General features: G+C 64.7%; 19 protein-coding genes, 1 tRNA gene, 1 pseudogene and 2 riboswitches. Of the genes and pseudogenes, 9 read left to right on the forward strand and 12 right to left on the reverse strand.

Features of this window, described 5'->3' with window-relative positions; genetic code table 11:
* Positions 1–279: 279 nt before the first annotated feature.
* The 3 genes from BRSPCE3_RS33630 to BRSPCE3_RS33640 all read right to left on the reverse strand — a co-directional run bounded on the left by BRSPCE3_RS33630 (position 280) and on the right by BRSPCE3_RS33640 (position 1576).
* Positions 280–423: a hypothetical protein gene (locus BRSPCE3_RS33630; protein ID WP_244071056.1), complete on the reverse strand. Its 144-nt coding sequence runs from the start codon at positions 421–423 to the stop codon at positions 280–282.
* A 200-nt stretch (positions 424–623) separates the two neighbouring features.
* On the reverse strand, positions 624–1112 hold the full coding sequence (locus BRSPCE3_RS33635; protein ID WP_244071058.1) for a hypothetical protein: 489 nt from the start codon (positions 1110–1112) through the stop codon (positions 624–626).
* 155 nt (positions 1113–1267) lie between these two features.
* Positions 1268–1576 (reverse strand): hypothetical protein, encoded by a 309-nt coding sequence (locus BRSPCE3_RS33640; RefSeq protein WP_244071060.1) that lies wholly within the window; start codon positions 1574–1576, stop codon positions 1268–1270.
* An 87-nt stretch (positions 1577–1663) separates the two neighbouring features.
* Between BRSPCE3_RS33640 and BRSPCE3_RS33645 the strand changes: the two genes are divergently transcribed.
* Positions 1664–1918 carry a hypothetical protein gene (locus BRSPCE3_RS33645; protein ID WP_244071062.1) on the forward strand — a complete coding sequence of 85 codons (255 nt, stop codon included), beginning with the start codon at positions 1664–1666 and terminating at the stop codon, positions 1916–1918.
* Between the two features lie 90 nt (positions 1919–2008).
* Here the strand turns inward: BRSPCE3_RS33645 and BRSPCE3_RS33650 are convergent, their stop codons facing one another.
* Both BRSPCE3_RS33650 and BRSPCE3_RS33655 read right to left on the reverse strand, forming a co-directional pair.
* Positions 2009–2539 (reverse strand): gamma carbonic anhydrase family protein, encoded by a 531-nt coding sequence (locus BRSPCE3_RS33650; RefSeq protein ID WP_092115174.1) that lies wholly within the window; start codon positions 2537–2539, stop codon positions 2009–2011.
* Positions 2540–2637: 98 nt separating this feature from the next.
* Entirely contained in the window at positions 2638–2967 is a 330-nt protein-coding gene (locus BRSPCE3_RS33655; RefSeq protein WP_229172418.1) for a DUF6949 family protein, read from the reverse strand.
* 219 nt (positions 2968–3186) lie between these two features.
* On the opposite strand from BRSPCE3_RS33655, the gene BRSPCE3_RS33660 reads away from it, so the two are divergent.
* Positions 3187–3897, forward strand: coding sequence for a hypothetical protein (locus tag BRSPCE3_RS33660; protein ID WP_244071064.1), 711 nt, complete (start codon positions 3187–3189; stop codon positions 3895–3897).
* A gap of 121 nt (positions 3898–4018) precedes the next feature.
* Here BRSPCE3_RS33660 and BRSPCE3_RS33665 read toward each other — a convergent pair whose 3' ends face one another.
* Positions 4019–4231 carry a DUF3126 family protein gene (locus BRSPCE3_RS33665; protein ID WP_024582483.1) on the reverse strand — a complete coding sequence of 71 codons (213 nt, stop codon included), beginning with the start codon at positions 4229–4231 and terminating at the stop codon, positions 4019–4021.
* A gap of 138 nt (positions 4232–4369) precedes the next feature.
* Entirely contained in the window at positions 4370–5197 is an 828-nt protein-coding gene (gene cysE, locus BRSPCE3_RS33670) for a serine O-acetyltransferase (protein ID WP_050406402.1), read from the reverse strand.
* A gap of 238 nt (positions 5198–5435) precedes the next feature.
* Here cysE and BRSPCE3_RS33675 point away from each other — a divergent pair.
* Positions 5436–6767 (forward strand): annotated as a pseudogene (locus tag BRSPCE3_RS33675) (hypothetical protein); the annotation flags it as partial.
* 15 nt (positions 6768–6782) lie between these two features.
* Here BRSPCE3_RS33675 and BRSPCE3_RS33680 read toward each other — a convergent pair.
* Positions 6783–7535 carry an alpha/beta fold hydrolase gene (locus tag BRSPCE3_RS33680; RefSeq protein ID WP_244071066.1) on the reverse strand — a complete coding sequence of 251 codons (753 nt, stop codon included), beginning with the start codon at positions 7533–7535 and terminating at the stop codon, positions 6783–6785.
* Positions 7536–7611: 76 nt separating this feature from the next.
* The gene (locus BRSPCE3_RS33685; protein WP_244071068.1) at positions 7612–8745 is read right to left on the reverse strand and encodes a hypothetical protein; all 1134 of its coding nucleotides are present in this window, start codon (positions 8743–8745) and stop codon (positions 7612–7614) included.
* A 249-nt stretch (positions 8746–8994) separates the two neighbouring features.
* Between BRSPCE3_RS33685 and BRSPCE3_RS33690 the strand changes: the two genes are divergently transcribed.
* Positions 8995–9240, forward strand: coding sequence for a zinc-finger domain-containing protein (locus BRSPCE3_RS33690; RefSeq protein WP_092115185.1), 246 nt, complete (start codon positions 8995–8997; stop codon positions 9238–9240).
* A 7-nt stretch (positions 9241–9247) separates the two neighbouring features.
* Positions 9248–10450, forward strand: a complete 1203-nt coding sequence (locus tag BRSPCE3_RS33695; protein ID WP_244071069.1) for an FAD-dependent monooxygenase — start codon at positions 9248–9250, stop codon at positions 10448–10450.
* Positions 10451–10501: 51 nt separating this feature from the next.
* Here BRSPCE3_RS33695 and BRSPCE3_RS33700 read toward each other — a convergent pair whose 3' ends face one another.
* A complete protein-coding gene (locus BRSPCE3_RS33700; protein WP_244071071.1) occupies positions 10502–10936 on the reverse strand; it encodes a twin-arginine translocation pathway signal in 435 nt (144 codons plus the stop codon).
* 225 nt (positions 10937–11161) lie between these two features.
* On the opposite strand from BRSPCE3_RS33700, the gene BRSPCE3_RS33705 reads away from it, so the two are divergent.
* Positions 11162–11248, forward strand: a tRNA-Leu gene (locus BRSPCE3_RS33705).
* Between the two features lie 89 nt (positions 11249–11337).
* Here BRSPCE3_RS33705 and BRSPCE3_RS33710 read toward each other — a convergent pair.
* A complete protein-coding gene (locus BRSPCE3_RS33710; protein ID WP_309296344.1) occupies positions 11338–11697 on the reverse strand; it encodes a PilZ domain-containing protein in 360 nt (119 codons plus the stop codon).
* A 203-nt stretch (positions 11698–11900) separates the two neighbouring features.
* Here BRSPCE3_RS33710 and BRSPCE3_RS33715 point away from each other — a divergent pair, with 203 nt between their 5' ends.
* On the forward strand, positions 11901–12221 hold the full coding sequence (locus BRSPCE3_RS33715; protein WP_244071073.1) for a hypothetical protein: 321 nt from the start codon (positions 11901–11903) through the stop codon (positions 12219–12221).
* Between the two features lie 63 nt (positions 12222–12284).
* Complete coding sequence (locus tag BRSPCE3_RS33720) at positions 12285–12428, forward strand: hypothetical protein (RefSeq protein ID WP_244071075.1); 144 nt, start codon at positions 12285–12287, stop codon at positions 12426–12428.
* Positions 12429–12508: 80 nt separating this feature from the next.
* Here the strand turns inward: BRSPCE3_RS33720 and BRSPCE3_RS33725 are convergent, their stop codons facing one another.
* The gene (locus BRSPCE3_RS33725) at positions 12509–14128 is read right to left on the reverse strand and encodes an ABC transporter substrate-binding protein (protein ID WP_375709996.1); all 1620 of its coding nucleotides are present in this window, start codon (positions 14126–14128) and stop codon (positions 12509–12511) included.
* 269 nt (positions 14129–14397) lie between these two features.
* Between BRSPCE3_RS33725 and BRSPCE3_RS33730 the strand changes: the two genes are divergently transcribed.
* A complete protein-coding gene (locus BRSPCE3_RS33730) occupies positions 14398–15528 on the forward strand; it encodes a M20/M25/M40 family metallo-hydrolase (RefSeq protein ID WP_244071079.1) in 1131 nt (376 codons plus the stop codon).
* 91 nt (positions 15529–15619) lie between these two features.
* A riboswitch (glycine riboswitch) is annotated at positions 15620–15726 on the forward strand.
* 3 nt (positions 15727–15729) lie between these two features.
* A riboswitch (glycine riboswitch) is annotated at positions 15730–15856 on the forward strand.
* Positions 15857–15889: the final 33 nt, after the last annotated feature.

A 15889-nucleotide genomic window follows, 5' to 3' on the forward strand; every position in this document is an offset into this window, starting at 1 on the left:
AATTAATCCCGACTTTGTGAACTGGTTCACATATCGGCCCTCGAATCCGAGTCATCTTTCAATGACCGGATGGCGTGAGCCGATTTCAATATCCGGGGCTGGCAAGGTCGTTGACGGTATACTACGTCGACGGCCTTGTTTTTTTGGCCCGGGAATTCCGCTCTCGGGACAGTTGAAATCAGATGCAGGCGTGGCTGGACAAATACGGCGTGCTCGGCTGACGGATTGGATGCGCGCATCATCGCCGCGGCCAAGGCCGCAGCGAACCGCGTTGCCGGGCTACCTGGTGCGATCGCGCGAGACGCGATCACCGCGCAGCCGTGCGAGCTTCGGCTCGAGCTCGTGCAGCATATAGACCAGCGCAACGCCAAGGCTCGAAACGACCACCATGAAGAGCAATGTCAGATCAGGAATGGTGAGCATGTCTGATATCCTCTGAGGCCCGGCTCGATCGCAGCCGGGCCATTTGCTTCGCGACGCGTTCACGCATGGACTGCTGCAATGCGATGCAAGCTGCATACCAATGCACGACGGCCCCGGCATCAAGACACCGAGGCCGCACCAATCATTCCAAGACCACCAGCATGGCGATCCAATGGATCGGCCATGCGTCAGCGGATAGCTCAGTTGCAAACCTGCACCGGCCGGACCTGCCAGCCATACGGCGTCAGCATGCGGCGGCGAACGACGTAGCAGCCGCCGTCACCGTAGCCATAACCATAGCCGTAGCCGTCGTCGTAGCCATAGCCGGCATAATACGGATTGCCGTAGTAGCCGTCGTAGTAATCGTAGGCGCCATAGCCGAGCCCGAAGCCGACCGCTGCGGCCGCGAACGGATAGCCCCAGCCGCGACGAAAACCGCCGCCGTGCCAGCCTCCACCATGCCAGCCGCCGCCGCGCCAGCCGCCACCACCAGCCCAGCCGCCGCCACCGCCCATGGCGCGGAAAGCGCCGCCGCCAAATCCGCCGCCGCGGAAACCACCGCCCCCATGGAAGCCACCGCCACCGTGGAAGCCGCCACCGCCGAAGCCACCGCGCGCCGACGCGGCGTCGACCGTGAACAGGCCGACCGAGGCCGTCGCCAGCAAGGCAATCATCGTTTTACGCAACATCACCCGTTACTCCTGTTTCCAAGGCTTTTCTTTGCAAGCCTCCTCCGCCGCGTCCCGCGCATGCTAACCCAATGTGGGATCGCAGCTGCAACCGCGCGTCTATGTCGCGCTCACTTCTGCGCGACCCGTGTTCATCGAATGCGGGCCGTCAAAAGTTAACAGCCGCGGCAGATGCCCTTGAGCCGCCGCTCGACCGACCTGTTCTCGTCGGCGATCGCCTTGTCGAAGCCTTCGCTCGTCGCCGCGCCGGTGGTGACGCCCTCGCCGGTGTTCAGCCGGCCGGACGATTGCGCCGTGCCGGCACTGTTGACGCCAGGCGCCGGTGACGCCGCTTGCGGCGATGTCGGACTGGCCGAGGGGCTGCCGGTCCCGGTGCCCTGAGTAGTGCCCTGAGCAACGGTAACCGTGGGTGCCAGCAGAATCGCGATTGTCGCTGCGGCGACGGTGACGGATAATTTGCGCATGACAATTCTCCCTTGCGGACATCAACGAGTCCGCAAAACGCCGGTTCCCGCAGGCGTTGGAGCAATACAGTTTGGGAGCAATGCAGTTTGCGCAAGCTGATCGAGTTCGACGACGATACATTCGACAAGCTGAAGCAGCTTGGCCGCGACCGGATGGCGACGTTGCAGGAGCTCGCCGACGAGGCGTTCGCCGACCTGCTCAAGAAGCACGGCATTCCGATCGACCTGAAGGACGCGCTGCGCAAGAGCGCGCGGCTTCAGGAGGCAGCAGGACGGCAGGACACAACGAAAGCTCGCCCCGCGACGCCGAAGGGCGCACGCAAGCAGGGCCGCAAGCGCTGAGGGCTAGAGTCCTTGTCCAAGCATGATCTCCGCGCAAGCGCTTCGCGTTTGTCGCAGGGAAAACCGTTTCGCACTTTTCCGGATCATGCTTCAGCCGATCTTCTTCAGCCCGGCCTTGTACTGCGGGCCCCTGATCGCATAGGACTTCGCCGGCCGCGACAGCGCCTCGGCCTGCGCGGCGTCGAGCGTGCGCACCACGCGCGCGGGCGCGCCGATGATCAGGGAGTTTTCCGGAAACTCCTTGCCCTCGGTGATGACCGAGCCGGCGCCGACGACGCTGCCGCGCCTGATGCGTGCGCCGTTCATCACGATCGATCCCATTCCGATCAGCACGCCGTCTTCCAGCGTGCAGCCGTGTACGATCGCATTGTGGCCGATCGTGACGTTGTTGCCGATGGTCAGGGGAAAGCCGGGATCGACGTGCAGGGTCGAATTGTCCTGGACGTTGGAGCCTTCGCCGATCTCGATCCACTCATTGTCGCCGCGCAGCACGGCGCCGAACCAGACGCTCGCCGCGGATTTGAGGCGCACCTTGCCGATCACGACGGCATTGTCGGCGATGAAGTAGCTGCCGTCGGCGGGAAGATCGGGCCCCTGCCCGTCGAGTTCGTAGATCGCCATGAAAATCTCCTTGGATCAAGGCGACCTTGGCACGGCGGACGGCGTGGTTTCAAGCAAGCAGGCTCGTGATCCCGACGCGGATCAGGATGCGGCGCGGATCATCCGATCACGCCGGCAGCACGCAGCGTCATCACGAAGAACGTGCCGGACATCAGGCTCCAGAAGCCGGAGATGACGGTTGCCATCATCACGAACTCGAAGCGGCGGCGCTCGATCCGCGCGCCGCGCAGCGTGTTGCGCATGATGATGAAGGGGGCGGCGAAGACCAGGAACGGGACCGCGGCGAACGTCCTCGGTGCCGCGCCCTCCTGCAGCAGGCCGAAGCCTGCCGGGCGCTCCGCCATCGCCTGATAGCCGCTGGCCAGTGCGCCGGCGAGCGCGAAGCCGATGAAGAGCGAGAACAGGGAATTCAAGGTATCGGGCGACATCGGAACTTCCACTACGCAACAGGCCACTTGCCCTGCTTCGCAGAATTGCCGGCCGGCCGCCACATCATCCTTAAGGAAAGGTTAATCGGGCGCGCCCGACGCGGCGTTTGCGCATGGCCATTCGATCAGGGATTCCATTGGAATCGTACGGAAATTCTTCGCCGCGTGGCATATTCGGCAGGTGATTCGGCCACTCCCGGCCTGCCCTCTGCCTGGTTCATGACGCTTCTCTCGACGGCCCAGCATCTCGCCCGTGACACCCGCCGCAACCCGCGCGCGCATCTGGTTCCGATCATGGCCTCGGCGGTCATCGCGGCCGGCGCGATCGCGCTCGTCGCCTATTTGTTGTGGCCGACCTACACGACCGTGCCGCCGAGCGATCCGTCGCGGCTGCCGGTGAGCGTCGGCAGCACGCTGTTCAACGTGCCGACCATGGCCGTGCGCATGAAGATCCAGCGCCATTCCGGTCCGCAGGAACGCGTCGATCTGAGCTTCCTCTATCCGTCGCTGGAGGCGCCTGCCGCGCCGAAGCACTACAGCGCCGATACGGTCGAGGACAAGGTGCAGCCGATCGACAGGATCTTCGTGTCGATCGCCGCGCATCACGATTCACTCGCGCCGGACATGCGGCTGCGCACGATCTATCCGCGCTATCTGGACGAGCGCGCCAATACCGATGACGGTTTGACGGCGCGCGCGTTCCGCGACGGCACGCCCTATGGCGGCGAAGACCTGTTCACCGCGACCGATCCGCCCCTGATCGCGCGCTGCACGCGCGATAGCTCGACGCCCGGCATGTGCCTGAGTGAGCGGCGCATCGAGGGCGCCGACCTGACCTACCGCTTTCCGCGCAGCTGGCTTGTGCAATGGCGCGACATCGCCACCGCGATGGACCGCCTCTCCGCGCAGATGCACAGCGCGAAGGGATAGTGCGACCTGCCGCCCCCGTCATTGCGAGCGGAGCGAAGCAATCCATGGAGCCTCACGCTCGGAACCGTGGATTGCTTCGTCGCTTCGCTCCTCGCAATGACGAACTGAGGCTGTTCAGCCTTTACTCGCTCAGATCTTCTTCCAGGATGGCCATCTGGAACTGGAACGAGCGATCATCGTCCTCGTCGTCGACGAACAGCACGCCGATGAACTCCTCGCCGATATAGACCTCGGCCGAGTCGTCCTTCTTGGGCCGCGGCACCACGCGGATCTTGGGATTGCTGAACACGCGCTTCAGATACGCGTCGAGCTTCCTGACTTCCTGTACGTCCACGGCCGTCTCCAATCGGGTCGATGATTTTCGGGGGAGTTTTAGGACGAGACGCCAAAGATCGCCAGAGCCTTTTCGGGCTATGGCGACGTGATGTTGCGCACACGCTGAAGCGTGCCGCCGATCAGAAAGCGAATGAAATCAAAGCCCGATTGCGTTGAGCATCTGATCCATGGTGCGCGACGGCTCGGCGCAGCCGGCTTCACCGACGATTTTCGCCGGCACGCCCGCGACCGTGACGTTGTGCGGCACCGGCTTGACCACGACGGAGCCCGCCGCGATGCGCGCACAATGACCGATCTCGATATTGCCGAGGATCTTGGCGCCGGCGCCGATCAGCACGCCGTGGCGGATCTTCGGATGGCGATCCTCGTTCTCCTTGCCGGTGCCGCCGAGCGTGACGCCATGCAGGATCGAGACGTCGTCGTCGATGACGGCGGTCTCGCCGCAGACGAAGCCGGTGGCGTGATCGAGGAAGATGCCGCGGCCGATCCGGGCCGCCGGATTGATGTCGGTCTGGAACACCGCCGAGGAGCGGCTCTGCAGATAGAAGGCGAAATCCTTGCGGCCCTTCTGATGGAGCCAGTGCGCGAGACGATGGGTCTGCAGCGCGTGGAAGCCCTTGAAGTAGAGCAAGGGATCGATGAAGCGCGAGGTCGCGGGATCGCGGTCGTAGACGGCGACGAGATCGGCGCGGAACGCGTTACCGATATCGGGCTCATCGCGCAATGCCTCGCCATAGGTCTGGCGGATCAGGTCGCCCGACAGCGCGGCGTGATCGAGCCGCTCGGCGATGCGATGGACCACCGAATCTTCCAGCCGCTCATGATGCAGCACGGTCGCATAGATGAAGGATGCGAGCTCCGGCTCGCGCCGCAGGATGTCCTCCGCCTCACCGCGGATTCGATCCCAGATCGGATCGAGCGCCGCCAGCTTGCTCCCCTGCGGATTGACCTGATGAACTGCCATAGCTGCTCTCGCAATTCGGTTGTTCTGATGTGCGTTATAGCACGATGGACCCAGCGCGTCCCGGGAAGGCTCGATACGGTAAACCCCTGCCGACCCCCGGAGCGGACGTCTAGGGGAATTGGTCGGGATTTTGCCGAAATCAAGCCGTGCTTCTGCAACTATTGGCGGATTTCGTCCCCAGTGTGGTTTTGGGCATGGTCGGCCCAATAAAGGGGGAAACATCATCAGTACCCAGAGTTTGGGCGCCCGCCTGACCGATGCGCGGTCGGTCTGGATCGCCACCATTGCCATCCCCCTCCTCCTGCTCGCCCCCGCCTTCTGGAACGGCTATCCGCTGCTCCAATGGGATACCGGCGGCTATCTGGCGCGCTGGTATGAGGGTTATCTGGTGCCGAGCCGGTCCACGGTGTTCGGCATCTACCTCCATCTCGGCGAGACTTCGGGCTTCTGGCTCAACCTCGGCATCCAGACCCTGGCGACGCTGTGGATCCTGCAACTGACGTTGCGCGTGCTCGACCTCGCCCGCCCGGTCCGGCTGATCGCGATCAGCCTCGCGCTGATCGCGACCACCGCGCTGCCCTGGCTTGCCAGCATGCTGCTGACCGACATCTTTGCCGGCCTTGCGGTGCTCGCGCTCGTCATCCTCGTCCTGCATGGCGACCGGATCTCGACGCTGGAGAAGGTCGTGCTGTTCGGATTCACGGCGTTTTCGGCCGCCACCCACAGCGCGACGCTCGGGGTGCTGCTCGGCCTGTGCTGCGTCGGCTGGATGGTGCGTCCGTGGCTCGGCCGGCGCATCCCGCTCGCGGGCCTCGCGCAGGGCAGCCTGACCGCCGTCGCCGGTGCTTTGATGCTGCTGGCGGCGAATTTCGCGCTGTCCGGACAGCTCGCCTGGACACCCGGCGGGATCGGCGTCGCCTTCGGCCGCATGCTGCAGGATGGCATCGTCACGCAATATCTGCACGACCATTGCGCCAAGGAGAAGCTGAAGCTCTGCCCCTATCGCGACGAGCTGCCGCCGACCGCCGACGACTTCCTGTGGGGCCACAGCATGTTCAACACGCTCGGCCGCTTCCAGGGGCTGAATGACGAGATGGGCTATATCGTCAAACGTTCGCTGGCCGAATATCCGGCATGGCAGGCCGAGGCGGCGTTGACCGCCACCGCGGACCAGCTGATGCATGTCGCGACCGGCGAAGGCACCAATGGCTGGATCCCGCATACCTATGGGATCATCGAGCGCTATATTCCAAAGCAGGTCGCGCCGATGCGCGCGGCACGGCAGCAGCGCTGGCATCTCGACTTCACCGCGATCAATCGCATCCACGTGCCGGTCGCGCTGGCCTCGATGCTGCTGGTCGTCGTCTTGTTCGGCCGCGGGCTGTGGCGGCGGCAGCTCGACGATCTGACGCTGCTGGCGGGCACCGTCACGCTTGCTTTGCTCGGCAACGCCGTCATCTGCGGCGTGATCTCGGGCCCGCACGACCGCTACGGCGCGCGCATGGTGTGGGTCGCGACCTTCGTGGTGCTGATCGCGGCCGCGCGCGCCTTCGCCAAGGATGATGCGGAGAACGATGCCGGCGAGCTATTTTCGCCGCGACAGGAAATCGATGACGCCGGTCTTGTAGACCTTGTCGCCGACCGCCCGCATGTGATCGCGGTTCGGAATGTCGAGCACCTCCGCCCCCGGAATGATCCGGCCGAGCGCTGACGCCGAGCCCGCAATCTCATCCTTGCTGCCGACCGCGATCAGAACCGGCACGCGGATGCCCGCCGCCTCCTCGCGCGTCATCAGCCGGCGCGAGCCGCGCAGACAGGCCGCGAGCGCGCGGCGGTCGGAGCGGGTCTGGTCGGCGAAGGCGCGAAAGGTGCGGCCGACCGGATCGGTGACGTCGTCGAGCGACGGCGCCTCCAGCGCCAGCGCAACCGCCTCGCCGGGACCGCCGCCCTCGATCAGCCCGATGCCGATGCCACCCAGGATCGCCGAGCGCACCCGATCGGGATGTTCGCGCGCCAGGATCGCCGTCATCCGCGAGCCCAGCGAATAGCCCATGATGTCGGCGCGCGCGATGCCGAGATGATCCATCAGCGCGATCACGTCGCTTGCCATGATCGCGATCTCGTACTGGTCGGCGTCGTAGAGCTTGGCGGATTCGCCATGGCCGCGATTGTCGAGCGCGATGACGCGTCGGCCGGCCTTGACGAGATCAGACACCCAGGTCGGATAGATCCAGTTGACGTTCTTGCTCGAGGCGAAGCCGTGCACCAGCACGATCGGTTCGCCCGCGCCTTCGTCGATATAGGCAATTTCAACATCGCCGTGATGGAAACTCGGCATCATCGATTCCGTTTTTTCTCGAGGTCTGGGATTTGCGATTGGCGATCGGCCGGCGACCGCAAGCTCGGCGTGAAATCTAGCCTTGGGCGGGCATGCTCGCCAAGGTAGCCGGGGCGCTTATCCGCCGCCTGAGACGGCGCGCCTTGCTGCGCCTGAGCCACCAGGCGGTGGCCCGTTCCGTGGTGGCCTTGATCGACGACAGGAAGCCGAACAGCGCAAGCAGCGCGCCGAACAGCCACATCGCGAGATTGAAGGTACCGGCCGCAAGCAGCAGCGCGCCGCGACCGAGCAGCTTGATGATCGCACGGGTCTGGCCGCCCTTGGTCTCGGCGATCCGCGCCGCGCGCGCGATCTCCTGCGGGTTCTCCGCAACCTTGAGCGTGTCCCGCGCAGCGCGAACCCCGGCCGCCTCGCCGATGCGGCCGACGTCCTTGGCGACGCGCACCAGTGCGCCAGCCTTCTCGGCGCGGAATGCCGCGCGGATCGCGGTTGCGGTTTCCGCCGGCCGAAGCACCGAGCCGGAGGCGACCGCCTCGCGCAGCGCCGGCTGGTCGACGACGTCGCGGGTCGAACGTCCGGCCCATTCGATCATCCCCTCGCTCAGCCGACCGGCCTTGCGCGTATCCTTGACCAGCGTCAGCCCGGCGCGCAGCGGCCCGGCGCCGCCGACCGATACATAGGTCGCCGCGGTGACGGCGAGCCCGGCGGCCGCGAGGCCAAGCACCAGATGGTCGGTGTCCTCGCCCATCACGAGGTGCTTGCTTTCGCGCACGACGTCCCTGACATCACCGAACACGAACAGGTCGCCCGCGATCGTGCCGGACAGGCTTGCGGCGTCGTCGGCATTGCCGGTGACAAGGCCGGTGGCGAAGCCCTTGGCGAAATGCGCGGTGGATGATTGCTCTTCGCGCGCGTCGTCGACGCGCTTTGTGAGATCATCACTGAGTGCGATGTGCTTCTCGCCGGCGAGCGCGACAAAGCTGGTCGCGAGATCGGCATCCCCCGATGCGAGCGCCGCCTCGATATTGTCCGAGATCAACGCCGGGTTGTTGCGCAGCACGGAATTGAGCCTGATGTCGGCGAGCGCAGCAGGATCGTCCCGCGCGGCCAGCACCGTGCCGGCGTCGCGGGCGTGTGGCCAAATAGCCGCGCCCATGGCAGCACTTGCTGCCAGGCCAGCCACCGCAACGCTGAGCCGCACCCGGTTCATTCCGCTGAAAACCTCTAGTTTTATTCGCCTTGTTCAAGTCGCCTTGGAAATAGTGTGCCGTTTTTGCGACACAACGGCTCCGACCAAAGAAGGGCTTCTCTGGGACGACAAGATTGTGTCGAATTTGCATGAGCAAATGAGCCATCGGGGCTCTAGGAATCAACTGTTCCCGCCAGTATGGTGCGCGGCATTTCGCGATGCCGCATGCTGTTGATTGCGTCTGCCCATCGTTGCTACCAAGGTGAGAATATGTCCGACCACGTCGTCCCGCACTTCCATAACGATGCCGGTGTCTCGGTGATCGAAATCGGATCGCAGGAGTTCATGTGCGTCGGCGCCAACCCGCCGTTCGATCATCCGCACGTGTTCCTCGACCTCGGCAACGACAGCGAGATCATCTGCCCGTACTGCTCGACGCTCTATCGCTTCGCGTCCGACCTCGCTGCCGGCGAAGCGCGGCCGCCGGAATGCGTGCTGAAAGACAAGGTCGCCTGACCGCTCCGTGGCGCTGACGCGAACCGTCATCGTTGCCGGCGCCGGAATCGGAGGACTGACGGCGTCGCTGACGCTCGCGGCGCAAGGCTTTCGCGTCGTTGTGCTGGAAAAGGCCGAGCGGCTCGAGGAAGCCGGCGCCGGCATCCAGCTCTCTCCCAATGCCAGCCGCATCCTGGTCGAGCTCGGGCTCAAGGAACCGCTGGCGCGGCGCGCGGTGACGCCCGAATCCGTCAACATCCTGAGCGCACGGGCCGGCGGCGAGATCGCGCGGATGCCGCTCGGCCAGGCCGCCGAGTTCCGCGCCGGCGCCCCCTATTGGGTGATCCACCGCGCCGATCTGCAGGCCGCGTTGCAGGCCGCCGTCAACGACCATCCCGATATCGATCTGCGGCTCGGTTGCCAGTTCGAGGACGTGACCAAGCACGCCAGGGGCCTGACGGTGGTGCAGCGGCGCGGCAACGCACGCCAGGAGGAATTGGCGGTTGCGCTGATCGGTGCCGACGGCATCTGGTCGTCGGTCCGCGGGCATTTGTTTCCGGATGTACAGCCGCGATTCTCCGGCCTGATCGCCTGGCGCGGCACGCTGGATGCAACCGCCCTGCCGCGTGAATACACCGCGCCGCGGGTGCAACTCTGGATGGGGCCGGATGCGCATCTCGTGGCCTATCCGATCTCGGCCGGACGCCAGATCAACGTGGTTGCGATCGTGTCGGGCACCTGGAACCGGCCGGGCTGGAGCGCGCCGGGCGATGCCACCGAGATCAAGGGCGCGTTCGCCACCGCGCGCTGGCCTGCGACGGCGCGGATGCTGCTCGGCGCGGTCGACGGCTGGCGCAAATGGGCGCTGTTCACCCTGCCCGATATCGACCGCTGGAGCGAAGGCGCGGTGACGCTGCTCGGCGATGCCGCGCATGCGATGCTGCCGTTTGCCGCGCAAGGCGCCGGCATGGCGATCGAGGATGCGGCCGTGCTCGCCAGGGCGTTGAGCGACTGCACCGGGGAAAACACCGCAGGCATTCCTGCCGCCTTGCAGCGCTACGCCCGGATGCGGCGCGCACGGGTGCTGAAGGTGCAACGCATGGCGCGGCAGCAGGGCCGCATCTATCATTTGAGCGGACCCCTGGCGATCGCGCGCGATCTCGCGATCCGCGCCATCGGCCCGCAGCGCATGCTGGCGCGCCAGGACTGGATCTACGACTGGCGCGTCTGAGCGGAGCGCTCCTTTTAGCGCTCGGCAAACGGCTCTATCGCGAACGCTGACTTAGTGGATGACGCCGCGCGGCGTGCGCGGCCCATTCGCGGCCGGCGCGGGAGTTGCGGGCGCAGCCGCCGCTGGGGTGTCCGGCGGGCTCTCATGGCACTTGTTGGCGCGCCAGGCCTGATCCGCAAGCCGCTGCTGGGAATGGATCGAGATCAGCTCGTTGCGATAGACCACCTCGGAGACGACGGTACCGCCGACGCCGGTCTGCGCCTTGGCCATCAACTTTTCCTGATCCGCCGCGCGAGTGGCAAGGCTGGTGCGCTCGGCCTCGAGCTGCTTGCAATCATACAGGTCGTATTTGGCGGGATCGGCAAACGCCGACGGCACGCTGTCGCCGATCTGTGCGCAGCCGGAAACGCCCGCGGCTGCAGCGAACAGCACAACGATGGCTACCGCGCGCAACAAAGCTGGGCGGCGTGGGAGACGAACGGACATTCAGCTTTCTTAATTTGACAAGTGTTGAGATTGCCTAAAGCAGCCGCTGGTGTCCGGATTGAGGCCCAATCGCGGCGCCGCGCTGCTTATCCCAATGCCCGGCCGTCGACGCAAATGGAATTGCAGGCGGCCGCGTAAGCCTTTGAAAGCTCACCTGTTAGCACCGGATAATCGCAATTCCACTCGGCGCCCAAACGCGCTAGAAATCGCCGCGCCTGGCGCAACGCGGACGTGGCGGAACTGGTAGACGCAAGGGACTTAAAATCCCTCGATGGCAACGTCGTGTGGGTTCGAGTCCCACCGCCCGCACCAGCCTTCGCTCGCGTCGCAAGCTACGGCTTGGCGAGCCCGGCAACTCTCTCACGGCGACGTGAGTGAAGGGGGCCGGCTCTGACGGCGCCTTACACGAATCGCAGTCCGATCCGCCTTTCCTCCTTCCAGATCACCCGGCACGCGTGCCGCTCGCCGTCGACGGCGAGGACGAAGCTGTCGGGGTACCACAGCGGCGAGTTGACTTCGATGCAGGCGCCCTCGGGCGAGAGGTTTCGGACCGTGCAGGCGATCGCTTCATGGCCGAACTCGATCGCGCCCGACTTGAGCACGCGGCGACGGGAGCCGGCACGCCGCTCGGCGGTCGGCTGCTGCGCGTTGGCTGGAGCGGGGCTGGGATGGTCGTCGGCCATGAACCGGTCGGGGTGGGCACACAGGCTGCCGGTCAGATTACGACGCAATGCTGACGGGAAACTTAAAATGCGTCCCATCGATTGGCATGCCAACGCGCCGGCCCGCGGCCTCCGCCAGCATGCGCGGTATCACGATGCCCGATCACCGTATCGTGTTGTCCGGCTGTGGCGGGGTTCACATGCTGCGAGCGCTACGTGGCGTATCCTTCCCGCATTGAAAAATTGCCGCCGCCATTTCGCGGCTTTCGCATTTCGAAATCAATTTTGGTCGGAGACCTGTGATGGTGATTGCAAACAGCAATCCGATTGCAAATCGCGATCGGATTGCAGGTGGCGAGGCGCGCGATCATGGCGCCGCCTCGCTCGAGCACGGCGACGATGCGGCTCATTGCAGCAACGGACTCAATGCGCAGAAATTCCGCGACGCGACGCCGGACGAACGCGCGATCTACCGCCGCTGGATTCGCGGCGCGATCATGCTGTACGGATTGCTGGCGCTGGCGGCGGGAGCCGCGGTCTGGATCAACAGCGGCGGTGCCGGACAGACGCAGCTCACCAGCCTGTCGAATGCGGATGCCGCGCGCTCCGGTCATTCACATTAGCGGCCGCCGCTTCGGAACCAGTCCACGGCATCATTGTTGTCATGCAGCAATTGGAGCATGACGATGCCGAACGACGATCCGCCAGCGCAGCGCCCGACCGAACAACGCGATCCGCGCAAGGACAACCCCTCCCCGCCGGAGCGCGCACCGCAGAGCGGGCCGCCGCTTGACGGCGGACTGGAGCAACTCCGCGACAGTCACACCTGACGCGCGACAGCGAAAACAAAACCGAAAAGAAAAATGGCCGGGACAAAGTCCCGGCCATTTGCGTTGCATCGTGCCGAGGCTCACTCGGACTTGTCGATGTTCCAGAAGATCGGGGTCGCCGGGCCGTCGAGCACGCCGGTCAGCGACTTCCGCCAGGCGCTCGGTCCCTGATACTGGCCGAGCGGGATGTAGATGACCTGCTCGTAGGCTTCCTTCTGGATATCGGCGGCGATCTTCTTCTGCTCGTCGAGCGAAGGCGCCCGAACGAAGGCATCCTTCATCTGTTCGATCTTGGCATCCTCGGCCCAGCCGAACCATCCGCCGTTCTTGCCCTGGCCGCCAATCGAGAGGTTGGCGATCGGGTTGGAGACGTCGGCGCTGACCCAGTTGGTGAAGAACATGTTCCAGCCGCCGTCCTTCGGAGCCTTCTGGCTGGCGCGGCGGGTCACGACGGTCTGCCAGTCGGTCGCCTGCAGGTCGACCTTGAAGCCGGCGTCGCGAAGCTGCTGAGCGACGACAACCGGCTGCGCCTTGAGCGTGGTGACGTCGCCGGGCGCCATGATCACGACGGGCGTTCCATCATAGCCCGACTCGGCAAGCGCCTTCTTGGCGGCGGCCATGTCGCCGCCCTTCAACAGAGTCTCGCCACCGACCTCGGACGCGAACGGCGTGTCGCAGATGAAGAAGGCGACGCAGGTCTTGTAATATTTCGGATTGCCGACCAGCGCGTCGAGCACCTGCTTCTGGTTGATCGCCATCAGCGCCGCCTGGCGCACCTTGATGTTGTCGAACGGCGGATAGAGGAAGTTCATGCGGCCGAGCGTCTGGAAGCCGAACTTGTTCAGCGTCTCGACCTTCAGATCCTTGTCGCCCTCGATGACCGGCAACATGTCGAACGACGGGTTCTCGAGGAAATCGATGTCGCCGGACTGCAGCGCATTCAACGCGGTCTGTGCGTCGGCCATCGTGACCCACTCGACGCGGTCGACCTTCACGACCTTGCCGCCCGCGGTCCAGCTCGCCGGCTCCTTGCGCGGCACGTAGTCCTTGTTCTTGACGTAGACCGCCTTCACGCCCGGCTGGAATTCAGCCTGCACGAACTTGAACGGGCCCGAACCGATCTGTTCCGGAATCGGCTTGTCCGGCGGCGTTTCGGCCAGCCGCTTCGGCATCATGAAGGCGACGCGCGACGACGGCTTGCCGATCGAATCCAGCACCAGGCCGTAGGGCTCCTTCAGCTTCAGCGTGATCGTCTTCGCGTCGGTTGCCTCGAGGCTCGCCGTGAAGTCCATCAGCTTCTGGCCCATGCCGTCGACCTTGGCCCAGCGCTTCAATGATGCGACGCAATCCTCGGCGGTCACCGGCGTGCCGTCGTGCCACTTCAGGCCGTCGCGCAGCGTGAACGTGTAAGTGAGCTTGTCGTCAGAGACCTTCCAGTCCGCCATCTGCGGCTGGATCTTGAAGTTGGAGTCGGTCGCGACCAGCGTGTCGTAGACCATGTAGCCATGGTCCCGCGTGATATAGGCCGTGGTCAGGATCGGATCGATGACCCGCAGATCCGAATGCATCACCGCGGTGATGGTCTTATCCGCGGCCATGGCCGCTGGCGCAAACGACAATTGCTGTGGTGCGAACGACAACGCGAGCGCGGTCAACGCGGCCGCTAGCGTGCGGTGTTTCCAACGCGGGATAGGGAACATGCAATCTCTCCTGACGTGTAACTGGTCAAAGCCGGCTTATTCGTTATGCATGCGGTTCGTTATTTAGGCGAACTAACATGCTGTATGGCTTGTGAAATCGAGACTTGCACCAAGCGCAAAGCGCGTCAATCGGTTTCAGGCAGGATCAAACGTATACGAACGAATGAGCGGCGGGCGCAGCGCATTTGACTTTACAAAGTCGTCGTCCGAGCTTTTCGTACGGCACGCGAACGCGTATCGGCGCGAACAAACAACAAGAGAGAAAAGACATGAACCCCGCCAATCTTCCCTTTGATTCCGAAGCGATGCTGCAGGGGCTGCGCAGCTGGGTGGAATGCGAGAGCCCGACATGGGATGCGGCCGCGGTCGAGCGCATGCTCGGTCTCGCCGCGCGCGAGATGGCGATCATGGGTGCGACGATCGAACGCATCGCCGGACGTCAGGGCTTTGCCGGCTGCGTCCGCGCCCGTTTTCCTCATCCGAAACAAGGCCAGCCCGGCATCCTGATCGCCGGCCATCTGGACACCGTGCACCCGGTCGGCACCATCGAGAAGCTGCAGTGGCGGCGCGAAGGCAACAAGTGCTTCGGGCCCGGCATCTTCGACATGAAGGGCGGCAACTATCTGTCGATCGAGGCGATCCGGCAGCTGGCGCGCGCCTCCTTCACGACACCGCTGCCGATCACAGTGTTGTTCACCCCGGACGAAGAAGTCGGCACGCCGTCGACCCGCGACATCATCGAGGCGGAAGCCGCGCGCAACAAATATGTGCTGGTGCCGGAGCCCGGCCGGCCGAACAACGGCGTCGTCACCGGCCGCTACGCCATCGCGCGCTTCAATCTGGAAGCCATCGGCAAGCCGAGCCACGCCGGCGCGACCCTTTCGTCCGGCCGCTCCGCAATCCGCGAGATGGCAAGGCAGATCGTTGCCATCGACGGCATGACCACCGAGGACTGCACCTTCTCGGTCGGCATCGTGCATGGCGGCCAATGGGTCAATTGCGTCGCAACCACCTGCACCGGCGAAGCGCTCAGCATGGCCAAGCGCCAGGCCGATCTCGACCGCGGCGTCGAACGCATGCTGGCGCTGTCGGGTACGGCAAATGACGTGACATTCAAGGTCACGCGCGGCGTCACGCGCCCGGTGTGGGAGCCGGATGCCGGCACCATGGCGCTCTATGAAAAGGCAAAGCGTCTCGCAGCCGATATGGGCCTTGATTTGCCGCACGGCAGCGCCGGCGGCGGCTCCGACGGCAACTTCACCGGCGCGATGGGCATCCCCACGCTCGATGGCCTCGGCGTGCGCGGCGCCGACGCACATACTTTGAACGAACATATCGAAGTCGACAGCCTCGCCGAACGCGGCCGCCTGATGGCGGCGCTGCTGGCGACGCTGGACTGACGTCGATTGCGCTGCACAACACGTTGGCACTGCCGGACCGAAATTTAGCCTTGTCCATTTTTAAGGCTTCGCCTACGGTCCGGCCGTCCAACGCGACGATGCGGGAGAGATCGAAGCGGCAACATTCGTGTTGTTGGCTTTGGCGCCGACGGAGCAACCGCCCCGGAAACTCTCAGGCAAAAGGACTGTATCGTCAGGACGATCTGGAGAGAGACGGACATGGCCGAGATCAAGGGCCGTGACGTCCACCGAAGGGGATAGTCTGCTGTCGGGTGAGGTTCTCGTCCTTGGCCCGGTGCGGATCAAGCTCTCAGGTACCGTGACAGATGGGGCGCTGAAGCTGCCGGTTTCACCGGTGGTT

It is taken from the genome of Bradyrhizobium sp. Ce-3, assembly GCF_022835695.1.
Classification (GTDB): domain Bacteria; phylum Pseudomonadota; class Alphaproteobacteria; order Rhizobiales; family Xanthobacteraceae; genus Bradyrhizobium.

Bases quoted from the DNA above. Each gene is read 5' to 3' on its own strand.
- BRSPCE3_RS33690 (WP_092115185.1), top strand. From the start codon at position 8,995: ATGTCCGACCACGTCGTCCCGCACTTCCATAACGATGCCGGTGTCTCG.
- BRSPCE3_RS33630 (WP_244071056.1), bottom strand. From the start codon at position 423: ATGCTCACCATTCCTGATCTGACATTGCTCTTCATGGTGGTCGTTTCG.
- BRSPCE3_RS33725 (WP_375709996.1), bottom strand. From the start codon at position 14,128: ATGTTCCCTATCCCGCGTTGGAAACACCGCACGCTAGCGGCCGCGTTG.
- BRSPCE3_RS33650 (WP_092115174.1), bottom strand. From the start codon at position 2,539: ATGGCGATCTACGAACTCGACGGGCAGGGGCCCGATCTTCCCGCCGAC.
- BRSPCE3_RS33635 (WP_244071058.1), bottom strand. From the start codon at position 1,112: ATGTTGCGTAAAACGATGATTGCCTTGCTGGCGACGGCCTCGGTCGGC.
- BRSPCE3_RS33710 (WP_309296344.1), bottom strand. From the start codon at position 11,697: ATGGGACGCATTTTAAGTTTCCCGTCAGCATTGCGTCGTAATCTGACC.
- BRSPCE3_RS33685 (WP_244071068.1), bottom strand. From the start codon at position 8,745: ATGAACCGGGTGCGGCTCAGCGTTGCGGTGGCTGGCCTGGCAGCAAGT.
- BRSPCE3_RS33680 (WP_244071066.1), bottom strand. From the start codon at position 7,535: ATGCCGAGTTTCCATCACGGCGATGTTGAAATTGCCTATATCGACGAA.
- cysE (WP_050406402.1), bottom strand. From the start codon at position 5,197: ATGGCAGTTCATCAGGTCAATCCGCAGGGGAGCAAGCTGGCGGCGCTC.
- BRSPCE3_RS33700 (WP_244071071.1), bottom strand. From the start codon at position 10,936: ATGTCCGTTCGTCTCCCACGCCGCCCAGCTTTGTTGCGCGCGGTAGCC.
- BRSPCE3_RS33730 (WP_244071079.1), top strand. From the start codon at position 14,398: ATGAACCCCGCCAATCTTCCCTTTGATTCCGAAGCGATGCTGCAGGGG.
- BRSPCE3_RS33655 (WP_229172418.1), bottom strand. From the start codon at position 2,967: ATGTCGCCCGATACCTTGAATTCCCTGTTCTCGCTCTTCATCGGCTTC.
- BRSPCE3_RS33720 (WP_244071075.1), top strand. From the start codon at position 12,285: ATGCCGAACGACGATCCGCCAGCGCAGCGCCCGACCGAACAACGCGAT.
- BRSPCE3_RS33715 (WP_244071073.1), top strand. From the start codon at position 11,901: ATGGTGATTGCAAACAGCAATCCGATTGCAAATCGCGATCGGATTGCA.
- BRSPCE3_RS33640 (WP_244071060.1), bottom strand. From the start codon at position 1,576: ATGCGCAAATTATCCGTCACCGTCGCCGCAGCGACAATCGCGATTCTG.
- BRSPCE3_RS33660 (WP_244071064.1), top strand. From the start codon at position 3,187: ATGACGCTTCTCTCGACGGCCCAGCATCTCGCCCGTGACACCCGCCGC.